General features: G+C 70.1%; 15 protein-coding genes. 5 read left to right on the forward strand and 10 right to left on the reverse strand.

What is annotated here, in order from left to right; translation table 11 throughout:
• Position 1: 1 nt before the first annotated feature.
• From A3CQ_RS0137560 to A3CQ_RS0137575, 4 genes are read right to left on the reverse strand one after another with little or no spacing between them, the layout of a single operon-like run.
• The gene (locus tag A3CQ_RS0137560) at positions 2 to 847 is read right to left on the reverse strand and encodes a carbohydrate ABC transporter permease (RefSeq protein ID WP_157296808.1); all 846 of its coding nucleotides are present in this window, start codon (positions 845 to 847) and stop codon (positions 2 to 4) included.
• Positions 844 to 1,767, reverse strand: coding sequence for a carbohydrate ABC transporter permease (locus A3CQ_RS0137565; RefSeq protein WP_020516118.1), 924 nt, complete (start codon positions 1,765 to 1,767; stop codon positions 844 to 846). Before A3CQ_RS0137565 ends, A3CQ_RS0137560 begins: the two co-directional genes overlap by 4 nt.
• A gap of 10 nt (positions 1,768 to 1,777) precedes the next feature.
• Positions 1,778 to 3,094: an ABC transporter substrate-binding protein gene (locus tag A3CQ_RS0137570; RefSeq protein ID WP_020516119.1), complete on the reverse strand. Its 1,317-nt coding sequence runs from the start codon at positions 3,092 to 3,094 to the stop codon at positions 1,778 to 1,780.
• A gap of 2 nt (positions 3,095 to 3,096) precedes the next feature.
• A complete protein-coding gene (locus tag A3CQ_RS0137575) occupies positions 3,097 to 5,877 on the reverse strand; it encodes an alpha-L-rhamnosidase (protein WP_020516120.1) in 2,781 nt (926 codons plus the stop codon).
• Between the two features lie 179 nt (positions 5,878 to 6,056).
• Between A3CQ_RS0137575 and A3CQ_RS0137580 the strand changes: the two genes are divergently transcribed.
• The 4 genes from A3CQ_RS0137580 to A3CQ_RS0137600 all read left to right on the forward strand — a co-directional run bounded on the left by A3CQ_RS0137580 (position 6,057) and on the right by A3CQ_RS0137600 (position 9,881).
• The gene (locus A3CQ_RS0137580) at positions 6,057 to 6,959 is read left to right on the forward strand and encodes a helix-turn-helix transcriptional regulator (RefSeq protein ID WP_020516121.1); all 903 of its coding nucleotides are present in this window, start codon (positions 6,057 to 6,059) and stop codon (positions 6,957 to 6,959) included.
• Positions 6,960 to 6,997: 38 nt separating this feature from the next.
• The gene (locus A3CQ_RS0137585) at positions 6,998 to 8,299 is read left to right on the forward strand and encodes an MFS transporter (RefSeq protein WP_020516122.1); all 1,302 of its coding nucleotides are present in this window, start codon (positions 6,998 to 7,000) and stop codon (positions 8,297 to 8,299) included.
• Positions 8,300 to 8,478: 179 nt separating this feature from the next.
• Positions 8,479 to 9,375 (forward strand): polyphosphate kinase 2, encoded by an 897-nt coding sequence (ppk2, locus tag A3CQ_RS0137595; protein ID WP_020516124.1) that lies wholly within the window; start codon positions 8,479 to 8,481, stop codon positions 9,373 to 9,375.
• A gap of 14 nt (positions 9,376 to 9,389) precedes the next feature.
• Entirely contained in the window at positions 9,390 to 9,881 is a 492-nt protein-coding gene (locus tag A3CQ_RS0137600) for a hypothetical protein (protein WP_020516125.1), read from the forward strand.
• On the opposite strand, the gene A3CQ_RS0137605 is transcribed toward A3CQ_RS0137600, so the two are convergent.
• The 5 genes from A3CQ_RS0137605 to A3CQ_RS0137625 form a co-directional block, all read right to left on the reverse strand.
• The gene (locus A3CQ_RS0137605) at positions 9,878 to 11,365 is read right to left on the reverse strand and encodes an alkaline phosphatase D family protein (protein WP_020516126.1); all 1,488 of its coding nucleotides are present in this window, start codon (positions 11,363 to 11,365) and stop codon (positions 9,878 to 9,880) included. The genes A3CQ_RS0137600 and A3CQ_RS0137605 overlap by 4 nt on opposite strands.
• Before the next feature lie 72 nt (positions 11,366 to 11,437).
• Positions 11,438 to 12,382, reverse strand: coding sequence for a beta-ketoacyl-ACP synthase 3 (locus A3CQ_RS0137610; protein WP_020516127.1), 945 nt, complete (start codon positions 12,380 to 12,382; stop codon positions 11,438 to 11,440).
• A gap of 125 nt (positions 12,383 to 12,507) precedes the next feature.
• Positions 12,508 to 14,001, reverse strand: coding sequence for an alkaline phosphatase PhoX (locus tag A3CQ_RS0137615; protein WP_020516128.1), 1,494 nt, complete (start codon positions 13,999 to 14,001; stop codon positions 12,508 to 12,510).
• A 158-nt stretch (positions 14,002 to 14,159) separates the two neighbouring features.
• Positions 14,160 to 15,575: a serine/threonine-protein kinase gene (locus tag A3CQ_RS58105; protein WP_157296811.1), complete on the reverse strand. Its 1,416-nt coding sequence runs from the start codon at positions 15,573 to 15,575 to the stop codon at positions 14,160 to 14,162.
• An 18-nt stretch (positions 15,576 to 15,593) separates the two neighbouring features.
• On the reverse strand, positions 15,594 to 16,460 hold the full coding sequence (locus tag A3CQ_RS0137625) for a Sco1979 family transcriptional regulator (protein WP_040433773.1): 867 nt from the start codon (positions 16,458 to 16,460) through the stop codon (positions 15,594 to 15,596).
• A gap of 122 nt (positions 16,461 to 16,582) precedes the next feature.
• Between A3CQ_RS0137625 and A3CQ_RS0137630 the strand changes: the two genes are divergently transcribed.
• Positions 16,583 to 17,392, forward strand: a complete 810-nt coding sequence (locus tag A3CQ_RS0137630; protein WP_020516130.1) for an SAM-dependent methyltransferase — start codon at positions 16,583 to 16,585, stop codon at positions 17,390 to 17,392.
• Position 17,393: 1 nt separating this feature from the next.
• Here the strand turns inward: A3CQ_RS0137630 and A3CQ_RS0137635 are convergent, their stop codons facing one another.
• The gene (locus A3CQ_RS0137635; protein ID WP_020516131.1) at positions 17,394 to 18,479 is read right to left on the reverse strand and encodes a magnesium transporter; all 1,086 of its coding nucleotides are present in this window, start codon (positions 18,477 to 18,479) and stop codon (positions 17,394 to 17,396) included.
• Between the last annotated feature and the right edge of the window lie 23 nt (positions 18,480 to 18,502).

Genomic DNA, 18,502 nt, shown 5'->3' on the forward strand with positions numbered 1-18,502 from the left:
GTCACCCCTTGATGGCGCCGGCGGTCATGCCGGCGACTATCTGGCGGTTGAAGAACAGGTACATGATCAGCGGCGGGATCGTGATCAGCAGGATGTTCATGAACAGCAGGTTGTACTGGGTCGAGTACTGGCTGGAGAAGTTGTAGAGGGTCAGCTGCACGGTGGCGTTCTGGTCGCCGGGCAGGAAGTACAGCGGATTGGTGAAGTCGTTGAAGACGAACACCGACTGCACCACCACCGACGTGATGATGACCGGCTTGAGCAGCGGCAGGATCACCCGGAAGAACAGCCGCATCGGCCCGGCCCCGTCGATGATCGCCGCCTCGTCGAGCTCGCGCGGGATCGTCCCGATGAACGCGCGGAACAGCAGGATCACGAAGGCGAGCCCGAAGGCGACCTCGACCAGGATCAGGCCGGGCATCGTGCGGAACAGCCCGATCTTCTGCAGAACCCAGATTGTCGGCACGACGGCCGGCGGGATGATCAGGCCGGCCAGCACGAGGGCGTTGACCAGGCCGTTCCACCGGCTCTTCCGGCGCTGGAGGACGAACGCCACCATCGCCCCGAACACCACCATCAGGGTCACGCTGGCGACGGTGAGGATGGTGCTGTTGATGAACGCGATGATCAGCATGTAGTCGCGGGCCTGGACCACGTCGATGAAGTTCTGCACCAGCCGGAACTGGTGCGGCCACGAGAAGTCGAGCAGCGACGCCTGCTGCTGGTCCTTGATCGCGGTCAGCAGGACGAACGCGAACGGCACCAGGAACACGATCACCGACAGCACGATCGCGACGAAGCTGAGCAGCAAGTTCTTCCGGGGACGGCGCGACTGGAGAACCGTCACAGCTCGACCTCCTTACGGTTGAGGAACCGCGACAGCGGCAGCACGATCGCCGTCACCACGACGAACAGCACCACGTTCCCGGCGGTCGAGAGACCGTAGAAGCCGGCCTGGTACTGCTTGTAGATCACCGACGCGATGACGTCGGAGGTGAAGCCGGGGCCGCCGCGGGTCATGGCCCAGATCAGGTCGAACGACCGCAGGCCGCCGATCAGCGACAGCGTGATCACCGTGACGGTCGCGGGCCGGGCCAGCGGCAGCACGATGTGCCGGAAGTTGTCCCAGGCGCCGGCGCCGTCCACCCGCGCCGCCTCGAAGTACTCCTGGGGGATGGAGACGATCCCGGCGATGTAGATCAGCGTCGCCAGGCCCACGCCCTTCCAGACATCGACCAGAGCAACCGACAAGAGGGCGTACGACGGGTCGGTCAGCCAGCCCGGTCCCTGGATGCCGATCACCGACAGCGACTGGTTGATCAGGCCCTTCTCGGGGTTCATCAGCACCGTGAAGGTCAGGCCGACGCCGATCGTGGAGACCAGCACCGGGAAGAACACGACCGAGCGCAGGTAGCCGCGGGCCACGATCTGCGAGGTCAGCAGCACCGCGAGCAGGAGGCCGAGCACGACCTTCAGCCCCGAGGTGACCACCGCGTAGATCAGCGTGTGCCAGAGGCTGGTGACGAGAGCCGGCTCCTTGAAGAACGTCACGTAGTTGCCGAACCCGATGAACTTCGAGTCGAAGATGCTCCACCGGGTGAGGCTGAAGTAGAAGGCGATCAGCGTCGGCACGATGAAGAGCACGCCGTAGATCACGGCGGCGGGGAGATAGAACCAGGTGGGGTACGGGCTCTTGGCCCGCACCCGGCCCGCCGAAGGCGCGCTGCTGCGCGTCTCGGCGGACCGGGTCACGGTGGTGGTCGCCACGGGCTGTCTCCTACCAGCCCGACAGCCCGAGCTGCTGGGCCTGCTTCTTGACGTCCTCGTCGTAGTGCTTGGCGCCGGCGTCGGCCTTGCTGATGCCGGAGCCGACCTCGACGCAGATCTGCTCGAGCGCCGGGCCCTTGACCGGGGAGAGGAACTCGAGCGCGAGGCTGGACGCGCCGTTGTCGATGTACGTCTGCATGTCCTTGACCGCCTGCGGCACGGAGTCACCGACCGAACAGCCCTTGACCGCGTACGGGCCGGTCGGCTGGGAGGCCGTGGTCTGCGAGGTGCAGCCGTCGGGGCTGGCGATGTAGGCGAGGAACTTCTTGGCCGCGTCGAGCTTGGCGCCGGTCGTGGTGGTCGGGATGTAGACGCCGGCCGGGGCCCAGACGGTCAGGTTGTTCTTCGAGCCGTCGGAGCCGGGGATGGCGAACAGACCGATCTTGTTCTCGCTGCCGGGGTTCTCGGAGATGAGCTCGCTGAGCGTGGCCGACAGGATCGGATAGTTCGCGCCCTTGCCCTGGGCCAGGTAGCGCAGCGCGTCGGGCAGCTTCGCCGAGGCGAAGTCCTTGTTCTCGTACTTGAGGTCGTGCACCTGCTGCAGGTGCTGGAAGCCGGCCAGCGCGGCGGGCGTCGTCGCGTACTTGGCCTGGTTGGCCGTGTACTTGTCGGCGAACTGCGGGTCGGCCGAGAGCACGTTGGCGAAGTCGCCGAGCACGAACAGCTGCGACGTCCAGGTCTCGCCGTAGCTCTGGATCACCGGGTCGACGCCGGACGCCTTGATCTTCGCGTTGTTGGCCATGAACTCGTCCCATGTCTTCGGTACCGACAGGCCGAGCTTGGAGTACACGTCCTTGTTGTAGAGGATCGCTCCGGCCATGAAGCCACCCCACGGTACGCCGTAGACCTTGCTGTTCGCGGTGACTGTGGTGGTGAAGTTCTTGTCCAGACTCCCGATGTTCTGTCCCTCGTCCAGCGGGACGAGGTTCTTCTCGGGGGCGATGGCCTGGAACAGCGAGCCCGAGTTGTACATGAAGACGTCGCTCATGTCGCCGGTCGACAGCCGGGTCTTGACCAGGTTGTCGCCGTCGGTGCCGGCCGGCCGCGTCTCGACCTTGATGGTGATGTTCGGGTTCTTGGCCGTGAAGTCCTTGGCCAGCTGGTTGCCGATCTTCACGGTCTCGGCCGCGTTGTCGACGAGGAAGGAGAGGCTGACCTTGCCGTCGCCGCCGCTGTCGTCGCTGGAGCCGAGGCTGCCCGCGCTGCACGCGGTCAGGGCCATCGATCCGGCCGCGAGCAGGGCGATCGCTATGTGGCGTTTTCTCATTTTCAGTTTCCTCCGGGGGAGTAGAGGGCGCGCATCCGATCGGCGCCCGGGATGAATCCGTCCGCGGTGGCGGCGTCAACGACCGTGGCCGCCGGCGCGTCGAAGAAGCGTGCGAGCCGGTCGGCGAGCGCGGCCTCGTCGGCCGCCACTCCCGACTCGGCGGCGGCGGAGACGAGGCGATCCCAGCTGGGCTGGTGGTCCATCAATTGCCGGATCGTCATCTCCGCGGTGGTGCTGCTGCTTTCCTGCGCGTACGCGTCGGGAACGCGCCATTCGTGACGGCCGTGGCGTACCTCGCGGTCTTGATCTTCACCCGGAACCCGGACGACGGCGCTGGAACCGACCGGAACCACCACGGTCAGGCGAAGCTCGCCGCCGGACCGCTCCCAGGCGACGGACGCCTCGCCGAACGGCGTGATGTGCCGGGCCGACGCGCTGGTCAGGTGCGGGCCCGGCAGCGGGCGTACCTCGATCAGCTGGTAACCGGGCGCGCCCGGGGCCAGCCCCGCCACCCGCCGGTGCAGCCAGTCGGCGACCGCCCCGAGCGCGTAGTGGTTGAACGAGGTCATCTCGCCCGGGTTGATCGAGCCGTCCGGCAGCATGCTGTCCCAGCGCTCCCAGACCGTGGTCGCGCCCATGGTCACCGAGTAGAGCCAGGACGGGCAGCCGGTCTGCAGCAGCAGCCGGTACGCGAGGTCGGCGTGCCCGGTGTCGGTGAGCGCGTCGGTCATCAGCGGCGTGCCGACGAACCCGGTGCTGATCCGGAAGCCGGATGCCCGGACCAGGTCGGCCAGGCGCTCGCCGGCGTGCCGCCGCTGCTCGGCGTCGGGCAGCAGCGCCCACTGCAGCGCGAGCGCGTAGGTGGTGGCGGCGTCGCCGAGCACCCGGCCGCCGGGGGTGATGTACTCGCGGGCGAACGCGTCGCGCACCCGGCGGGCCAGGTCGCCGTACTCGCGGGCGGTGTCGGCGTCGCCGGCCACCTCGGCCGCGAGCGAGACGATCTCGGCGCTTCGTGCGAGGTGCGCGGTGGCGATGACGTCCGGGTCGGCCTTGGCCCGGAACGGGTCCTCGGGCGGGGCGGTCGGGTCGAGCCAGTCGCCGAACTGGAAGCCGCCCGCCCACAGCAGGGCCGGGCCGGCCAGCGCGGCCATCTTGTCGACCCAGCCGCGCATGCTGGGCAGCTGCCGCTCGAGCAGGTCGCGGTCGCCGGTGCGCCGGTAGAGCACCCACGGCACGATGGTGGCCGCGTCGCCCCAGGCCGCGGTGGCGGGAGCGGGCCGGCGGATCACATCCGGGATCACGTACGGCACGGAGCCGTCCTTCTGCTGCTCGGCGGCGAGGTCGGCGAGCCAGTTGCCGAGGAAGCCCGCGGTGTCGAACAGGAAGCTCGCGGTGGGCGAGAAGACCTGGATGTCGCCGGTCCACCCGAGCCGCTCGTCGCGCTGGGGGCAGTCGGTGGGCACGTCGACGAAGTTGCCGCGCATGCCCCACACGACGTTCTCGTGGAATCGATTCAGCAGGGCGTGCGAAGACTCGAACCAGCCCGTGCGGCGCAGGTCCGTGCCGACCACGACGGCCTCCGCCTGGAAGTCGGCGACACCGGTGACCTCGGCGTAGCGGAACCCGTGAAAGGTCAGCTCGGGCTCGAGGGTGGTCTCCTCCGGTCCGGCGAGCACGTAGGTGTCGGTGGCCTTGGCCGTGCGCAGCGGGCGGACGCCGAGCTCGCCGTTCTCGAGCACCTCGGCGTGCCGCAGCGTGATCTCGTCGCCGGCCGCGCCGCCGCGAACCGTGAGCCGCACCCAGCCGACCAGGTTCTGCCCGAAATCGACCAGCGTCCGGCCACTGGGCGAGGTGGTGACGGCGACGGCCGGGAGCACCTCGGTGATCCGCACCGGCGGCCCGTCCGGGGCGACGAGCAGGCCGAGGTCGGCGTCGAGCACGTCGACCGGGCTCTCGCCGGTGGGCTCCCGGCGCAGGTCGGTGCGCTGGCCGTCGTAGAGGTCGTCGGCGACGATCTGGCTCTCGCGGGCGGTCCAGGCGCCGTCGGTGCCGAGCACGTGGACCATCCCGTCGGCGGTGGTCACCTCGAGCTGGGCCAGCGCGGCGAGCCGGTCGCCGTAGACGGCCTGGCGGCCCTGGAAGCCGAGCCGGCCGCGGAACCAGCCGTTGCCGAGCAGGATCTCGAGGCGGTTGGTGCCGATGGTGACCAGGTCGGTGACGTCGTGCGTCCGGTAGCGCAGCCGGTGCTGGTACGCCGTCCAGCCGGGGGCCAGCTGCTCGTCGCCGACCCGCTCGCCGTTGAGGTGGGCGACGTAGAGGCCGTGCGCGGTCGCGTAGAGGCGGGCCTTGACGATGTCGGCGGGCAGCTCGATCGAGCCGGAGAGGATCGGCGCGGGGTCGCCGAGGCCGGCGATCTCGCGGGGGCTGATCAGGCTCGCGGTCCAGTCGGTGGCGGCGAGCAGGCCGGCCTCGACGATCGCCGGGGCGGACCAGTCGCTCCAGGAGGTGGCGTCGCCGACTCTCACGCGTACGGACGCGATCTCCCGGGCGGTGAGGGGAACGCCCGGCCAGGCCACCAGGATCTGCTCGCCGGAGGCGGCGGAATGCACCTGCGCGGTGCCGCCGCGGGAGATCTCGATCTCGTATCGGGCCTGCGCCCAGTCGTCCGGGGCCGCCGGAACCCGCCAGGACAGGCGCGGGGTGGCGGTGCCGATGCCCAGCACCGGACGGTCGGCGGGATGGTGTTCGAAGCGAAGGTCGGTCGGTGCGGCCAGCTCAGGCATGACACTCCTGCGGGGGTGAAACGATTCAAGAACCGACCCGAAAAGGGCCGATCACAATGTTTCGGCTTGATGGCGGGGACGTTTCGCCTGCACCCGATCCTGCGGTGTGCCGTGGGTCACCACATAGCCCGAAGTGAACCGGAGGTAGCACGAAATTCACCTGGGCCTTACGGTGAGGCATGGATGTGGACGTCTTCCCCGTCGAGCAGACCCGCACTCTGCTGCACATCATCGACGGTTCGCTCGCGTTCGCGGGCCACTACGTCCACGAGGATTCGCACCCGATCCACACCCACAGCTTCGTCGAGATCGCCGTGGTGATCGGCGGCGAGGGCGCGCAGCGCAGCCTGGCCGGCCGCAAGCAGCTGCGGGTCGGCGACGTGCTCATGCTGCGGCCCGGCGTCTGGCACGGGTACGAGGACTGCCGCGGTCTCGACCTGTACAACTGCGGTTTCTCCATCGAGCTGCTGCGGCGCGAGCTGGCCTGGACCCGGGAGGATCCGCAGCTCGGCCACCTGCTCTGGACCGGGCCGTACGCGGAACAGCGGCGCGGCATCCTCACCGGGCACCTGGCCGGCCCGGCCTACCGCGAGTGCGTCGAGCATCTCGAACGACTGCACGATCTGCGCGAGGTCCCGGTCGCCACCCACCGGGGCGATCTGATCGGCCGGCTCACGCTGTTCCTGAGCTGCCTCGCCCGCGCGATCGCCCCGGCCGGCGCCGAGGGCTCGGTCGAGATCCACCCGGCGGTGCTCGAGGCGATGCGGATGCTGGAGGAGCGTCCCGCCTACCACTGGACGCTGACGTCGCTCGCCGCCGAACTGCACCTCGCGCCGGGATACCTGGTCCGCCTGTTCAAGTCGGCGACCGGGTTGCCGCCGATGGCGTACCTCTCCCGCCATCGCGTCGAGCTGGCCGCGAACCGGCTCCTGCACACCGATCACCCGATCAACCGGATCGGCGAGTCGGTGGGGTGGCCCGACCAGAACTACTTCGCGCGGCGCTTCAAGTCCCACTACGGGCTGAGCGCGTCCACGTACCGCGCGAGGTTCACCCGCCGGCTGGGTTTGCCCAAAGCCTGACCGGGGTAGACGGCCCTCAATGTCCGTTGGAGGCCACTATGGGCACTGAGCTCGCGTCCGGTGGAACACAGCGCCGCCGGGCCGCCATCGCCAGCACGGTCGGAACCACCATCGAGTGGTACGACTTCTTCCTGTACAACACCGCCGCGTCGTTGATCTTTCCGGCGCTGTTCTTCCCCAAACAGGCGGCCTTCACCGGCATCCTGCTCTCGTTCGGCACGCAGTTCGTGGGTTTCGCGGCCCGGCCGGTCGGCGCTGCGATCTTCGGCCACTACGGCGACCGGATCGGGCGCAAGGCGACGCTGATCGCGACGCTGCTGCTGATGGGGATCGCGACGGCGCTGATCGGCGTGCTGCCGACGTACTCGTCGATCGGGTACGCGGCGCCGATTCTGCTCACTCTGCTCCGCGTCCTCCAGGGCATCGGGGTCGGCGGCGAGTGGGGCGGATCGGTGCTGCTCTCCATGGAGTGGGGCTCGAAGAGGCGGCGCGGGCTGATGGCCTCGTGGCCGCAACTGGGCGTGCCGCTCGGCCTGGTCGCGTCGACCGGCATCGTGCGGCTGATGACGGACTGGACCGGGGACTCGTTCGACACCTGGGGCTGGCGGATCCCGTTCCTGCTCAGCATCGTCCTGATCGCGGTGGGGCTGTACGTGCGGCTGCGGGTGCTGGAGAGCCCCGAGTTCGAGGCCGTGCGCAAGACCGACGCCGTCGTCAAGCAGCCGCTGGTCGAGGTGATCCGCAAGGAGTGGCGGCAGATCCTCACCTCCGCCTTCGTCCGGATGGGCGAGCAGGCGCCGTTCTACCTGTTCACGAGCTTCGTGCTGACGTACGCCACGAAACACCTCTCGCTGACCCGGGACTCGGTGCTGGACTTCATACTCATCGCGGCCACGATTGGACTGATCTCCGTACCATTGTTCGGTCATTTGTCGGACAAGTTCGGTCGTAGGCGTGTTTATGGCACCGGCATCGTGTTGACGGCGTTGTTCGCCTTTCCTTACTTCGGGCTGCTCAACACGAAGGAATCGGTGCTCGTCCTGCTCGCCATCGTGGTGTCGCTGATCTTCCACGACATGCAGTACGGCCCGCAGGCGGCGCTGATCGCGGAGGGCTTCGGCACGAACCTGCGCTACTCCGGGGCCGGACTGGGATACCAACTGTCCTCGGTGATCGCGGGCGGGCCGGCCCCGCTGATCGCCACGAAGATCTTGCAGGAGACCAACTCCAGCACCGGTATCAGCTGGTACATCATCGGCTGCTGCGTGCTCGGCTTCGCGGCCCTGCTGCTCATGCCGCGGCGCGCGCCGGTCGAGGCGCAGGAGTCGGTGAACGCCTAGGAATCGGACCCGGCGGTGGCGGCGGCGAAGGAGTCGTCAACCACCGCCGGAGTCCTCACGGCCGTATCGGAGCCGAGGCAAAACATAGATTGCATCCTGCACCGAGTCAACGGCCGGACCATCGTGGCCGGTTCCCGCACGGCCGTGACAGGCGCTCCGGGGAGATCGATACTCGAGGGGTGATTCACGGAAATTTCCGGGAGTACCTGGAGCGGCTGTTGCTCGAGGGCTACAGCGTGCGGCCCGACGAGCACCACTCCGACCCCGACCTGATCGATCCCGGCGGCAACCCGGTCGAGACCTGGCGCGAGGACTATCCGTACGAGGAGCGGCTCGACCGCGAAACCTACGAGACGGAGAAGTATCGGCTGCAGGTCGAGCTGCTGAAGTTCCAGAACTGGGCACTGGATGCCGGCACCAAGCACGTGATCCTGTTCGAGGGCCGCGACGCCGCCGGCAAGGGCGGCACCATCAAACGGTTCATGGAACACCTCAACCCGCGTGCCGCGCGGGTCGTCGCCCTCACCAAGCCCACCGAGACCGAGCTCGGCCAGTGGTACTTCCACCGGTACGTCGCCCGCCTGCCCACCGCCGGGGAGATCGTGCTGTTCGACCGGTCCTGGTACAACCGGGCCGGAGTGGAACGGGTGATGGGCTTCACCACCGACCACGACTACCGGATCTTCCTCCGGCAGGCGCCGCTGTTCGAGGAGATGCTGGTCGAAAGCGGCTTCACGCTCACCAAGTTGTGGTTCTCCGTCACGCAGTCCGAACAACGCACCCGGTTCGCGATCCGCCAGATCGACCCGGTACGCCGATGGAAACTGTCCCCCATGGACATCGAGTCCCTCGACCGCTGGGACGACTACACCACCGCCAAGGAGACCATGATCGAGCGCACCGACACCGACTACGCGCCGTGGACCTCGATCAAGAGCAACGACAAGAAACGCGCGCGCGTCAACGCGATGCGCTTCTTCCTCGACCAGTTCGACTACGACGACAAGGACCCATCGGTCGTCCACCCGGCCGATCCCCTGCTCGTGCAGCGTGGCCGCGACTCGATCAAGGACTGAGGGGCGCCGGAGACATGCTGGCCGATCGGTGGGGCGTGACCGACGAGGAGGTGTCCCGCCCGTACCCGTGTGACGACTTCGTCGCCGCGCCGACCGTGCGAGCGTGGCGCGGCGTGTCGGTCGCGGCGCCACCGGCCGCGGTGTGGCCCTGGGTCGCGCAGGTGCGGCTGGCGCCGTACTCGTACGACTGGATCGACAACCGCGGCCGTCGGTCGCCGCAGCGGCTGATGGACCTCCCCGAGCCGCGCGTGGGGGAGGCCTTCACCCGCGTCGGCGGCCGTCCGCAGGGACGGATCGTCGCCGTCGACGCCGGGGAGCAGCTGACCGGCACGATCATGGGCGCGTTCATGTCGTACGTCCTGGTCCCGGCCCCGGACGGCACCACCCGGCTGCTCCTCAAGGTCGTCATGCGGACGCATCGATGGGCCGCGCCGGGCCTGTCGCTCGGCGACTTGGTCATGGCCCGGCGTCAGCTGCTGAACATCAAACGTCTCGCCGGGCCCTAGTTCCGCCGGACGCCGGGCCGGCCGTCCTCGATGGCGAACGACCCGACCGTCCGGACCGCCGCATCCCGCACGCTGACCGCGTCCACGCCCCGGAAGTCGGCGGTGAGCTTCGCCGGCGTGATCGTGGCCCGGGTGTAGCCGCGCCGGTCCGAATAGAACTTCAGGTGCGGGTTGAGGCCGCCGGTCGGGATCGTGGTGGTCGCCGAGCCGTCCCCGCGCGACGTGATCGACGTACAGATCAGCTCGGTGCCGATCGTGGCCGAGGAGGGGTCGGCGTAATCGGCCTTGAGGTCGTTGGCCCAGGCGGTGTGGATGTCGCCGGTCAGCACCACCGGGTTGCGGGCGCCGCGCTCGACCCATCCCCGCTGCAACCGGTCCCGTGACGCCCGATAGCCGTCCCAGGCGTCCATGTTCCGCGTGCCCGAAGCGTCGGGCTGGGCCGCGAAGAACACCTGCTGGCCGATCAGATCCCAGGTGGCGCGGTGCTCGGCGAGCCCGTCGAGCAGCCAGGCCTCCTGCGCGGGACCGGTCATGCTCCGTCCCGGCAGCGCCGCGTCGGGACAGACCTGCCGATGCCCGCCGCACGCCTGCGGGTCGCGGTACTGCCGCGTGTCGAGCATGTGGAAGGTCGCGAGCCGCCCCCACGGCACCCGGCGGAACAGCCGCGTGCCGGGCCGCAGCGGCAGGTGCTCGTAGTAGGCCCGGTACGCCGCGGTTCGCCGGCCCACCCATTGGGCCGCGGTCAGCGGTGGGATGTTGTCGAGCCGGTGCGTCCCGGCGTAGTCGTCCTCGACGTCGTGGTCGTCCGGCACCACCAGCCAGGGCGCGCTGGCGTGCGCGGCCTGCAGGTCCGGGTCGGTCTTGTACTGCCCGTAGCGCCGCCGGTAGTCGGCCAGCGTGAGAATCTCCGGCCCGAGATGCGTGCGCACGTGCCCCGGTTTGGCCTGTCCCTCGTAGATGTAGTCGCCGAGGTGAAGGATCAGGCCCGGCCGCTCCTCGGCCATCCGCCGGTACGCGGTGAAGTAGCCGGCCTCGAAGTTCGCGCACGAGGCGAACAGCATCACCAGCTCACGGGCGGCGGCGCCGGGCGAGGGCGCGGTCCGGGTGCGCCCGGCGGGGGAGAGCTGCCCCCGCGCGCGGAACCGGTAGTAGTACTCGCGATCCGCCGCGAGCCCACCGGCCACGACGTGCACCGTGTGGGCGTCGTCGTACCGCGCGGTCGCCGTGCCCGAGGCCACCAGCGTCCCGAACGTCGGACCGGCGGAGACCTGCCACTCGACCGGCACGTCGGCCCGCGGCATTCCGCCGTGCCCGTCGGCCGCGAGCGGCGACGGCGCGAGCCGGGTCCAGAGAACCACGCTGTCCGGCGCCGGCTCGCCCGAGGCGACCCCGAGCGTGAACGGATACCCCGCGGAGCGTGGAACGACGACGGCGCCGAGCCCACCCAGGAGGAAAGTCCGGCGTTTGATCGTGTTCACGGGCATGGCCTTCGTGGTCGGCGTCAGGCGACGCCGCCACCGTACCACCCTATGCCGGAAATGCCCGGACAAAAGGAACTAAGGAAGCTCGACCACCTGGGCCGCGTACGCCAGGCCGGCGCCGAAGCCGACCAGCAGGGCGGGACCGGTCGTGTCCGGCAGCGCCGCCATGGCCAGCGGGATGGAGGCCGCGCCGGTGTTCCCGTTGGTGACGATGTCGGTGGATATCCGGACGTGCGGGCCCAGGCCGAGCGCCTTGGCCGCGGCCAGCGTGATGCGCAGGTTGGCCTGGTGGGGGATGAACGCCGACAGCTCGGCGACCGTGGTGCCGGCGGCCTCCAGCGCTCGCCGGGCGACATCGGGGATGATCGAGGTGGCCCAGCGGAAGACCTCGGGACCCTCCATCCGCAGCATGCCCGTCTCGTCGTACCGCAGAACCTCGCTCTTGGCGCCCTCGGCGCCCCACACCACCGGGCCGATGCCGCGCGACGCCGCCGGGCCGACCACCACCGCGCCCGCGCCGTCGCCGAAGAGGAACGCGGTGCCGCGGTCGCGCGGGTCGATGATGTCGGTCATCCGCTCGGCGCCGACCAGCACGACGTGGCCGGCCGTGCCGCTGCGGACCAGGGCGTCGGCGGTCGCCAGGGCGTACGGGAAACCGGCGCAGGCCGCGCCGAGGTCCATCGCGGCGGCCGAGGTGGCGCCCAGCGCGTCGGCCACCAGCGGCGCCACGGTCGTCGCCCGGCCGCGGTGCGACATCGTCGCGACCAGCACCGCCGAGACGTCGTGCGGGTGCACGCCCGCCCCGGCCAGGGCCTTGGACGCCGCCGCCGCGGCCATCGTGACCACGTCCTCGTCCTCGGTGGCGTGGCGGCGGGACTCGATGCCGCTGCGGCGCCGGATCCAGTCGTCGGTGGAGTCGATCAGCGCCGCGATCGTCTCGTTCCCGACCTCGGTTCGCGGGCGGTACGTGCCGACGCTGAGGATCTGGGAGCCGGGGTTGCCGGTCAGAGCAGTGTCCATGGTGAGCAAGCAAAGCAGACCCGGCACACCGCGTCTTCAAAAACTATTTACCTGCCAGTACGCCTTCGCGCCCCGGGGCCGGCGGCCGGCCCGGGGAAACGTGCCCCGGGCCGGGCCGGCCGGTCTCAACGCAGGTACTTCTCCCAGGGGCCGCTGATGGCCAGCGTGATCCCCGGTACCTGGATGTTCACGAACAGGATCTTGCCGTCCGGGGAGAACGTCGGCCCGGTGAACTCGGAGTACGTGGGCGACCCGTTGGACGTGCCGATGCTGAGCTGGTTGCGGGCGATCGCGTAGGTCGGCCCGCCCGGCACCGAGCTGAGCACGTGCGAGGCCCGGACGCCGTCCTCGGCGAGGATCAGCGTCCCCCACGGCGTGACGGTCACGTTGTCCGGCCCGTCGAAGGTGAGATCGGCGTACTTCGGGTACGCACCCTCGGTCTCCGCCGCCGGGTTGTGCGGGAAGTACGTGACCAGCGTGATCGTCTCGTCCGAGAAGTCGTAGAACCAGACCATGCCGTCGTGCTTGGTCGCGTCGGCCGGCAGGTCACTGGCGCCGAAGGCGAAGCTGTTGACGATGTAGACGCCCTTGCCGTTGCTCCACACGCCCTCGAACTTCTTGCCCCGGGTGACGGTGCCGTCGGCGAACTGGGTGCGCACCGGCTTGGTGACCGCGTCCCGGTCGGGAACCTCGGTCCAGGTCACCTTGAACGGGCGGCCCAGCTGCGCGGAGGTGAGGTAGGCGACGTCCGGCAGGATGCTGCCGTCGGCGAGGCGGATCTGCATCGCCTCGAGCTTGCCCGCGGTGTCCCCGAGGGTGTTCGCCAGGCCCCGCCCGAGCCGCACGCCGTGCGGCGCGGTCCACCGGTAGAACAGGCCGTTCGGCCCGCTCGCGTCCTCCGACAGGTAGACGTGCCGCAGGTTCGGCTCGACCGCGAGCGCCTCGTGCTCGTACCGCCCGAATGCCTTGATCGGCTTGGGCAGCTGGTGGTTCGAGCCGGCGTCGAGGACCTCGAAGGCGTAGCCGTGGTTCTTCTCATAGGTGCCGGTCTGGCCGCCGGCCGTCCAGGTGGCGCCCGCGTTGATGAAGGTCTCCTCGCAGGTCAGCCAGGTGCCCCACGGGGTGACGCCGCCCGCGCAGTTGCGCACGGTGCCGGAGATGCCGACCCACTCGGCGGAGGCCTTGCCGCGCCCGTCGGTGGTGATCACAGTGCAGCCGCCCGCGTTGGCCGCGCCCGGGTCGTACACCGTACCGGCGATGTGCGGCACGCCGAACGCCGACATGTTCGGCGTCAGCTCGTGGTTCTGAATGATCGTCAGCCGGTTGCGGCCGGAGTCGACCACGCCGGTGCCGTCGTGGAAGGCCGGGGTCTTGCCCTGGCCGAACGAAAGGTCGGTCTCGCCTTCGCGCGTGACGATCGAGTACGAGAAACCGGCCGGCAGCGCGAGGATCCCGTTCGGATCGTCCTCCAGCGGCGGGAACGGGTGCCCGCCACTGCTGTGCCCGCCGGACCCGGTCGCGAGGGCCGATTCGCTGAGGCTGGGCAGCACGCCGGCGACCGAGATGCCCACGCCCGCGGCGGCCCCGCCGGTGAGAATCTGGCGACGAGAGACGGCCATATTCCACTCTCCTGTGGTGCGCTCATATTCATCCCTGACGCAGCGGAGCCTGCTGGTCCCAGGTGGACTCCAGGCAAACCACAGGTTACCGCCGGGTGTTGACCACAGGATGTTCGTCGCTTATTCGCACTTCACGGGCCTATTAGACGGCTCTGTACTTAGAAGATGGTCTTGGTGGTCTCGCCGTCCGTGGACCCGGCCAGGCAGTGCAGGAGCGGGACGCCGTCGCCCGTGCGCTGGATCGGCCAGGCGTCGCGCCGCCACGAGCGGGTGGCCGCCGGATCCTTGCTGCGCGAGGCCATGAGCGCGGCCGAGCAGGCCTTGGCGACGTCGGGACGCTCCATGAGCTCGTCGGCGCGCCCGTCGGCCGCTCCGGCCGGCAGTCTCACCGCGGCGAAGGTCTCCCAGTAGTGCTCCTCCGAGCAGTTCACCGGGGCCGGCGGTTGGGCTTTGCCGCTGATCGAGGTGAGTCCGGACCAGCACATCGGCTCGGTCGGGCAGAGGGCGTTCCCGCAGGCCGCGAAGCCCTTGACCGTGGCCGTGGCCGTGGTCGCGCCGCCGGTCCGGACGTCCGGCTGTTGCGCCTGCAAGCGGCCGTCGTCCCCGCTTCCGGCCCGGGTGATGAACCACGCGGCCGCCACGACAACCACCAGGATCGCGGCGGCCCAAGCTGCCGCGATCACCTTCCGGCGGGGTCCTGGTTCCGCGATTTCGGGCGTACGCGGTGAAGCGGGCGCTCCGGGCGTCGCGGTGGCCCGGGCGGCGTCGGCCAGCGCGGCGGCGGACGGCCAGCGGCCGGCGGGGTCGGTGGCCAGCGCCCGCTCGACCACCCGCAGCACGGGCGCGGGCAGCGTGACGCCGATCGTCCGCGGCGCCGACTGCAGGCGCTGCAGGGCCACGGCGTACGGGTTGTCGCCGACGAACGGACGCTCCCCGGCCAGGCATTCGTAGGCGGTGAGGCCCAGCGAGTAGACGTCGCTGCGCGGCGTGGCCGGTTGGCCGAGCACCTGCTCGGGGGAGAGGTAGCTGGGCGTGCCGAGGACGGCGCCGGTGGCGGTCAGATGGCTGGCGTCCTCGTGCCGCGCGATGCCGAAGTCGGTGATCACGACCGAGCCGTCCCGGCGGATCAGCAGGTTGGCCGGCTTCACGTCGCGATGCACGATGCCCTGGTCGTGGACGGCCTGCAGCCCGTCGGCCGCCTGCGCGACGATCCGCATGGTGGTGGCCGGGTCGAGCCGTCCCGTCCGGGCCAGCCGCTGCGCCAGCGACTCGCCGTCGACGAACTCCATCACCAGGTACGTGACGCCCCGCCCGCGCCCGAAGTCGTGGATCGACGCGACGGCCGGGTGATTGACCCGCGCCATCGACGTCGCCTCGATGAGGAACCGCCGCCCGAACTCCGGATCGTCCGCGACCGACGGCAGCATCACCTTGACCGCCACCACCCGGCCCAGCAACTCGTCGACGGCCCGCCACACCTCGCCCATGCCGCCCGCGCCGAGCCGGCTCTCCAGGCGGTAACGGTCGCCCAGCCGCTCGCCGGGCCGCAGAATTCCCCCAGCTCCCACGCCCACGGGCGACAGCTTAGGGGCTCAGTCCAGCTGCCGGAGCATGCCCTCGAGGATGGCCGGGGTCTCGCTCAGCGGAGCCGCCTCGATGAACAGCCGCGAGATGGCCGCCGCGTACCGGTCGACCTCCTCGCGTTTGTCCAGGTAGAGGCCGCCGGTGAGGTGGTCGATGTACACGATGTCGGCGAGCTCCTGGTACGGGAACCGCAGCACGCTGAACGCGCCGCCGACCGCCGCGTGCCCGCCGGACGCGAACGGCATCACCTGCAGGCGTACGTGCGGAGAATCGGTCATCGCGAGGAGCGCCTCGATCTGCTCCCGGAGCACGGCGACGCCACCGATCGGCCGGCGCAGGACCGCCTCGTCGAGCACCACCCACAGCTTCGGCGGGTCGGGCCGCAGCAGCAGTTGCTGGCGCTCCATCCGCAGCTTGGCGCGCCGCTCGATCTCGCTGGGCGCCGCCGGGTCGTAGCCGAGGCTGATCACGGCCCGGGCGTACGCCTCGGTCTGCAGCAGGCCCGGGACGAACTGGATCTCGTACGTCCGGATGAGCTCGGCGGCCTGCTCGAAGTCGAGGTAGGTCTGCAGCCAGGTGTCCAGCACGTCGCCGTAGGAATGCCACCAGCTCGGGGCGTTCGCCTCCCGCGCGAAGTCCAGCAGGTGCGCCCGCTCGTCCGGATCCTCGACGCCGTAGAGCGTCAGCAGGTCGGCGATGTCGCGTTCCTTGAACCCGACCCGGCCCAGCTCCATCCGGCTGATCTTCGATTCGGAGGCCCGCAACGGGTACGCGGCATCCTCGCGGCTCATCCCGGCGCGTCGTCGAAGCGCGCGCAGACGAACCCCGAGCTGCATGCGGCGCACCGTTGAACCGCCGCCCTGTCCCTGGCTCACCTCGCCCGCCCTACTGGACCCGTCCACTGTGGAACGGTTTGATCTTCGCGCGCTAGCATACCGGCGTACGTGCGGTCCGGAACTCTCCACCGATCACGGATTTGCGTCCACCGGGGGTCACCATGACAGACAGCGAGGCCGGAGCCAAGCTCGACACCACGATCCCGCACTCGGCGCGGGTCTGGAACTACTGGCTGGGCGGCAAGGACAACTTCGAGGTCGACCGCCAGGTCGGTGACCAGTTCTCCGGACTTTACCCCGACATCACCGTGGTGGCGCGGTCCTCGCGCGGCTTCCTCAAGCGGTCGATCACGTACCTCGCGGACGAGGTCGGCATCCGCCAGTTCCTCGACATCGGCACCGGCATTCCCACCGCCGAGAACACCCACCAGGTCGCCCAGGCCGCCGCCCCCGATTCCCGCATCGTCTACGTCGACAACGACCCGCTCGTGCTGGCGCACGCCCGCGCCCTGCTGGCCGGCACCCCCGAGGGCGTGACCGAGTACCTGGACGCCGACCTGCACGACCCGGCCGCGATCCTCGAGGTAGCCGGCCGCGCCACGCTCGACCTCTCCCGGCCCACCGCCCTGATCCTCATGAACATCCTCGGCCACGTCCCCGACCTGGACGAGGCCGTCTCGATCGTCCGCCACCTCATGGCCGCTCTGCCCTCGGGCAGCTACCTGGTCACCGCCGACGGCACCAACGTCCTCGACGGCCCCGCCTTCGAGGAGGCCATCGGCGTCTGGAACGCGAACGCCCCGCTCTCGTACAACCTGCGCAGCCCCGACCAGCTGTCCCGCTTCACCGACGGCCTGGAGCTCGTCGAGCCCGGCCTGGTCCCCTGCGCCGCGTGGCGCCCGGCACCCGACGCCACGGAGGAGGAACTCCGCGAGGTCGACGAGTTCGGAGCGGTCGCCCGCAAGCCCTGAGCTAGAAGGTTGACGGATCCGCCGGATCATAGGCGAGCAGGCGGGTGATCGCGGCCGCCTGCTCGCGGTCAAGCTCGGCCAGGACGTCACGCGCCTCGTACCGCCACTCGAGGCTGTTGAGGATGGCGGCCGCCGTGCCGGGAACCGCGTGGCTGAGCAGACTCACGGTACTTTTGTGGAAGATCCTCGTGAAACTCTCCGGCCGGTCGTCGAGGCGCAGCAGGAGCTCCTTCGCCACCAGGTCGAGGACGACCGGCTCGGCGATCGCCTGCCGCACGAGGTGCTCCAGGACCTCCTCCGCGATATGGGACTCGAAGCCCCGGAAGACCATGTCGAGCCATCGCGGCCGGGGCCTCATGGCGAGCAGGACGAGCGCGATGTCCGCGGGCGGGAGTCGCTCGAGCCGCATCCGCGCCAGGTAGTGATCCCGGGCGAGGACAGCCTTGGCCTCGGCCGCGTGATCCATGCCCGATCCGGCCGAGGCGGGCGGCGACGGCCGCGGGGCTCGCGGTACGTCGATCAGGTCGGCGCCGATCGAGTGCGCGGCTCGGAGGAGCCGGCGCACCACCGCTTCGTCGTATCGCCCGCTCTGGAGCAGGCCGACCGCCTCGCGCAGGGCCCCCACCGCCTCGGCATGGCGCCGTCCGCCATCGCGGCAGAGCCGTGCGAAGGCGATCAGTGCCCGGACGAGGTCGAGCCCGTAGCGATGCGGATTGATCCGGACGAGCCTCCGGTCGATCGAGATCGTCCGGTGCTGTGACTCCAGGGCTTCCGGCCATCGGTGGAGCCGGGCAAGGATCTCCGCCTGCACGCCGAGTGCCCGTGCCAGATCCTGGTCGTAGGACACGTTCAGCTGGGCCATGCGCTGAAAGGCGTCGACCGCCCCGGCCGCCGCGCGCGCCGCCTCGTCCAGGTTGCCGAGCGCGTGCAATGTCTTGGCTCGACCGAGCAGGGTGGCGGCGATGTCCGGCTCGAATCCCACATCGGCGCTGCCCGCCACCGATCGCAGGAGCTCGGCGACCTCGTTCAGCGCGTCGAGGGAGTCGCGGGGCCGGTCGCCGCGACGCAGCTGCTCCGCCTGCTGCACCAGCGCCCGGAGCAGGGTGAGCC

Source organism: Paractinoplanes globisporus DSM 43857 (assembly GCF_000379645.1).
Taxonomy (GTDB): domain Bacteria; phylum Actinomycetota; class Actinomycetes; order Mycobacteriales; family Micromonosporaceae; genus Actinoplanes; species Actinoplanes globisporus.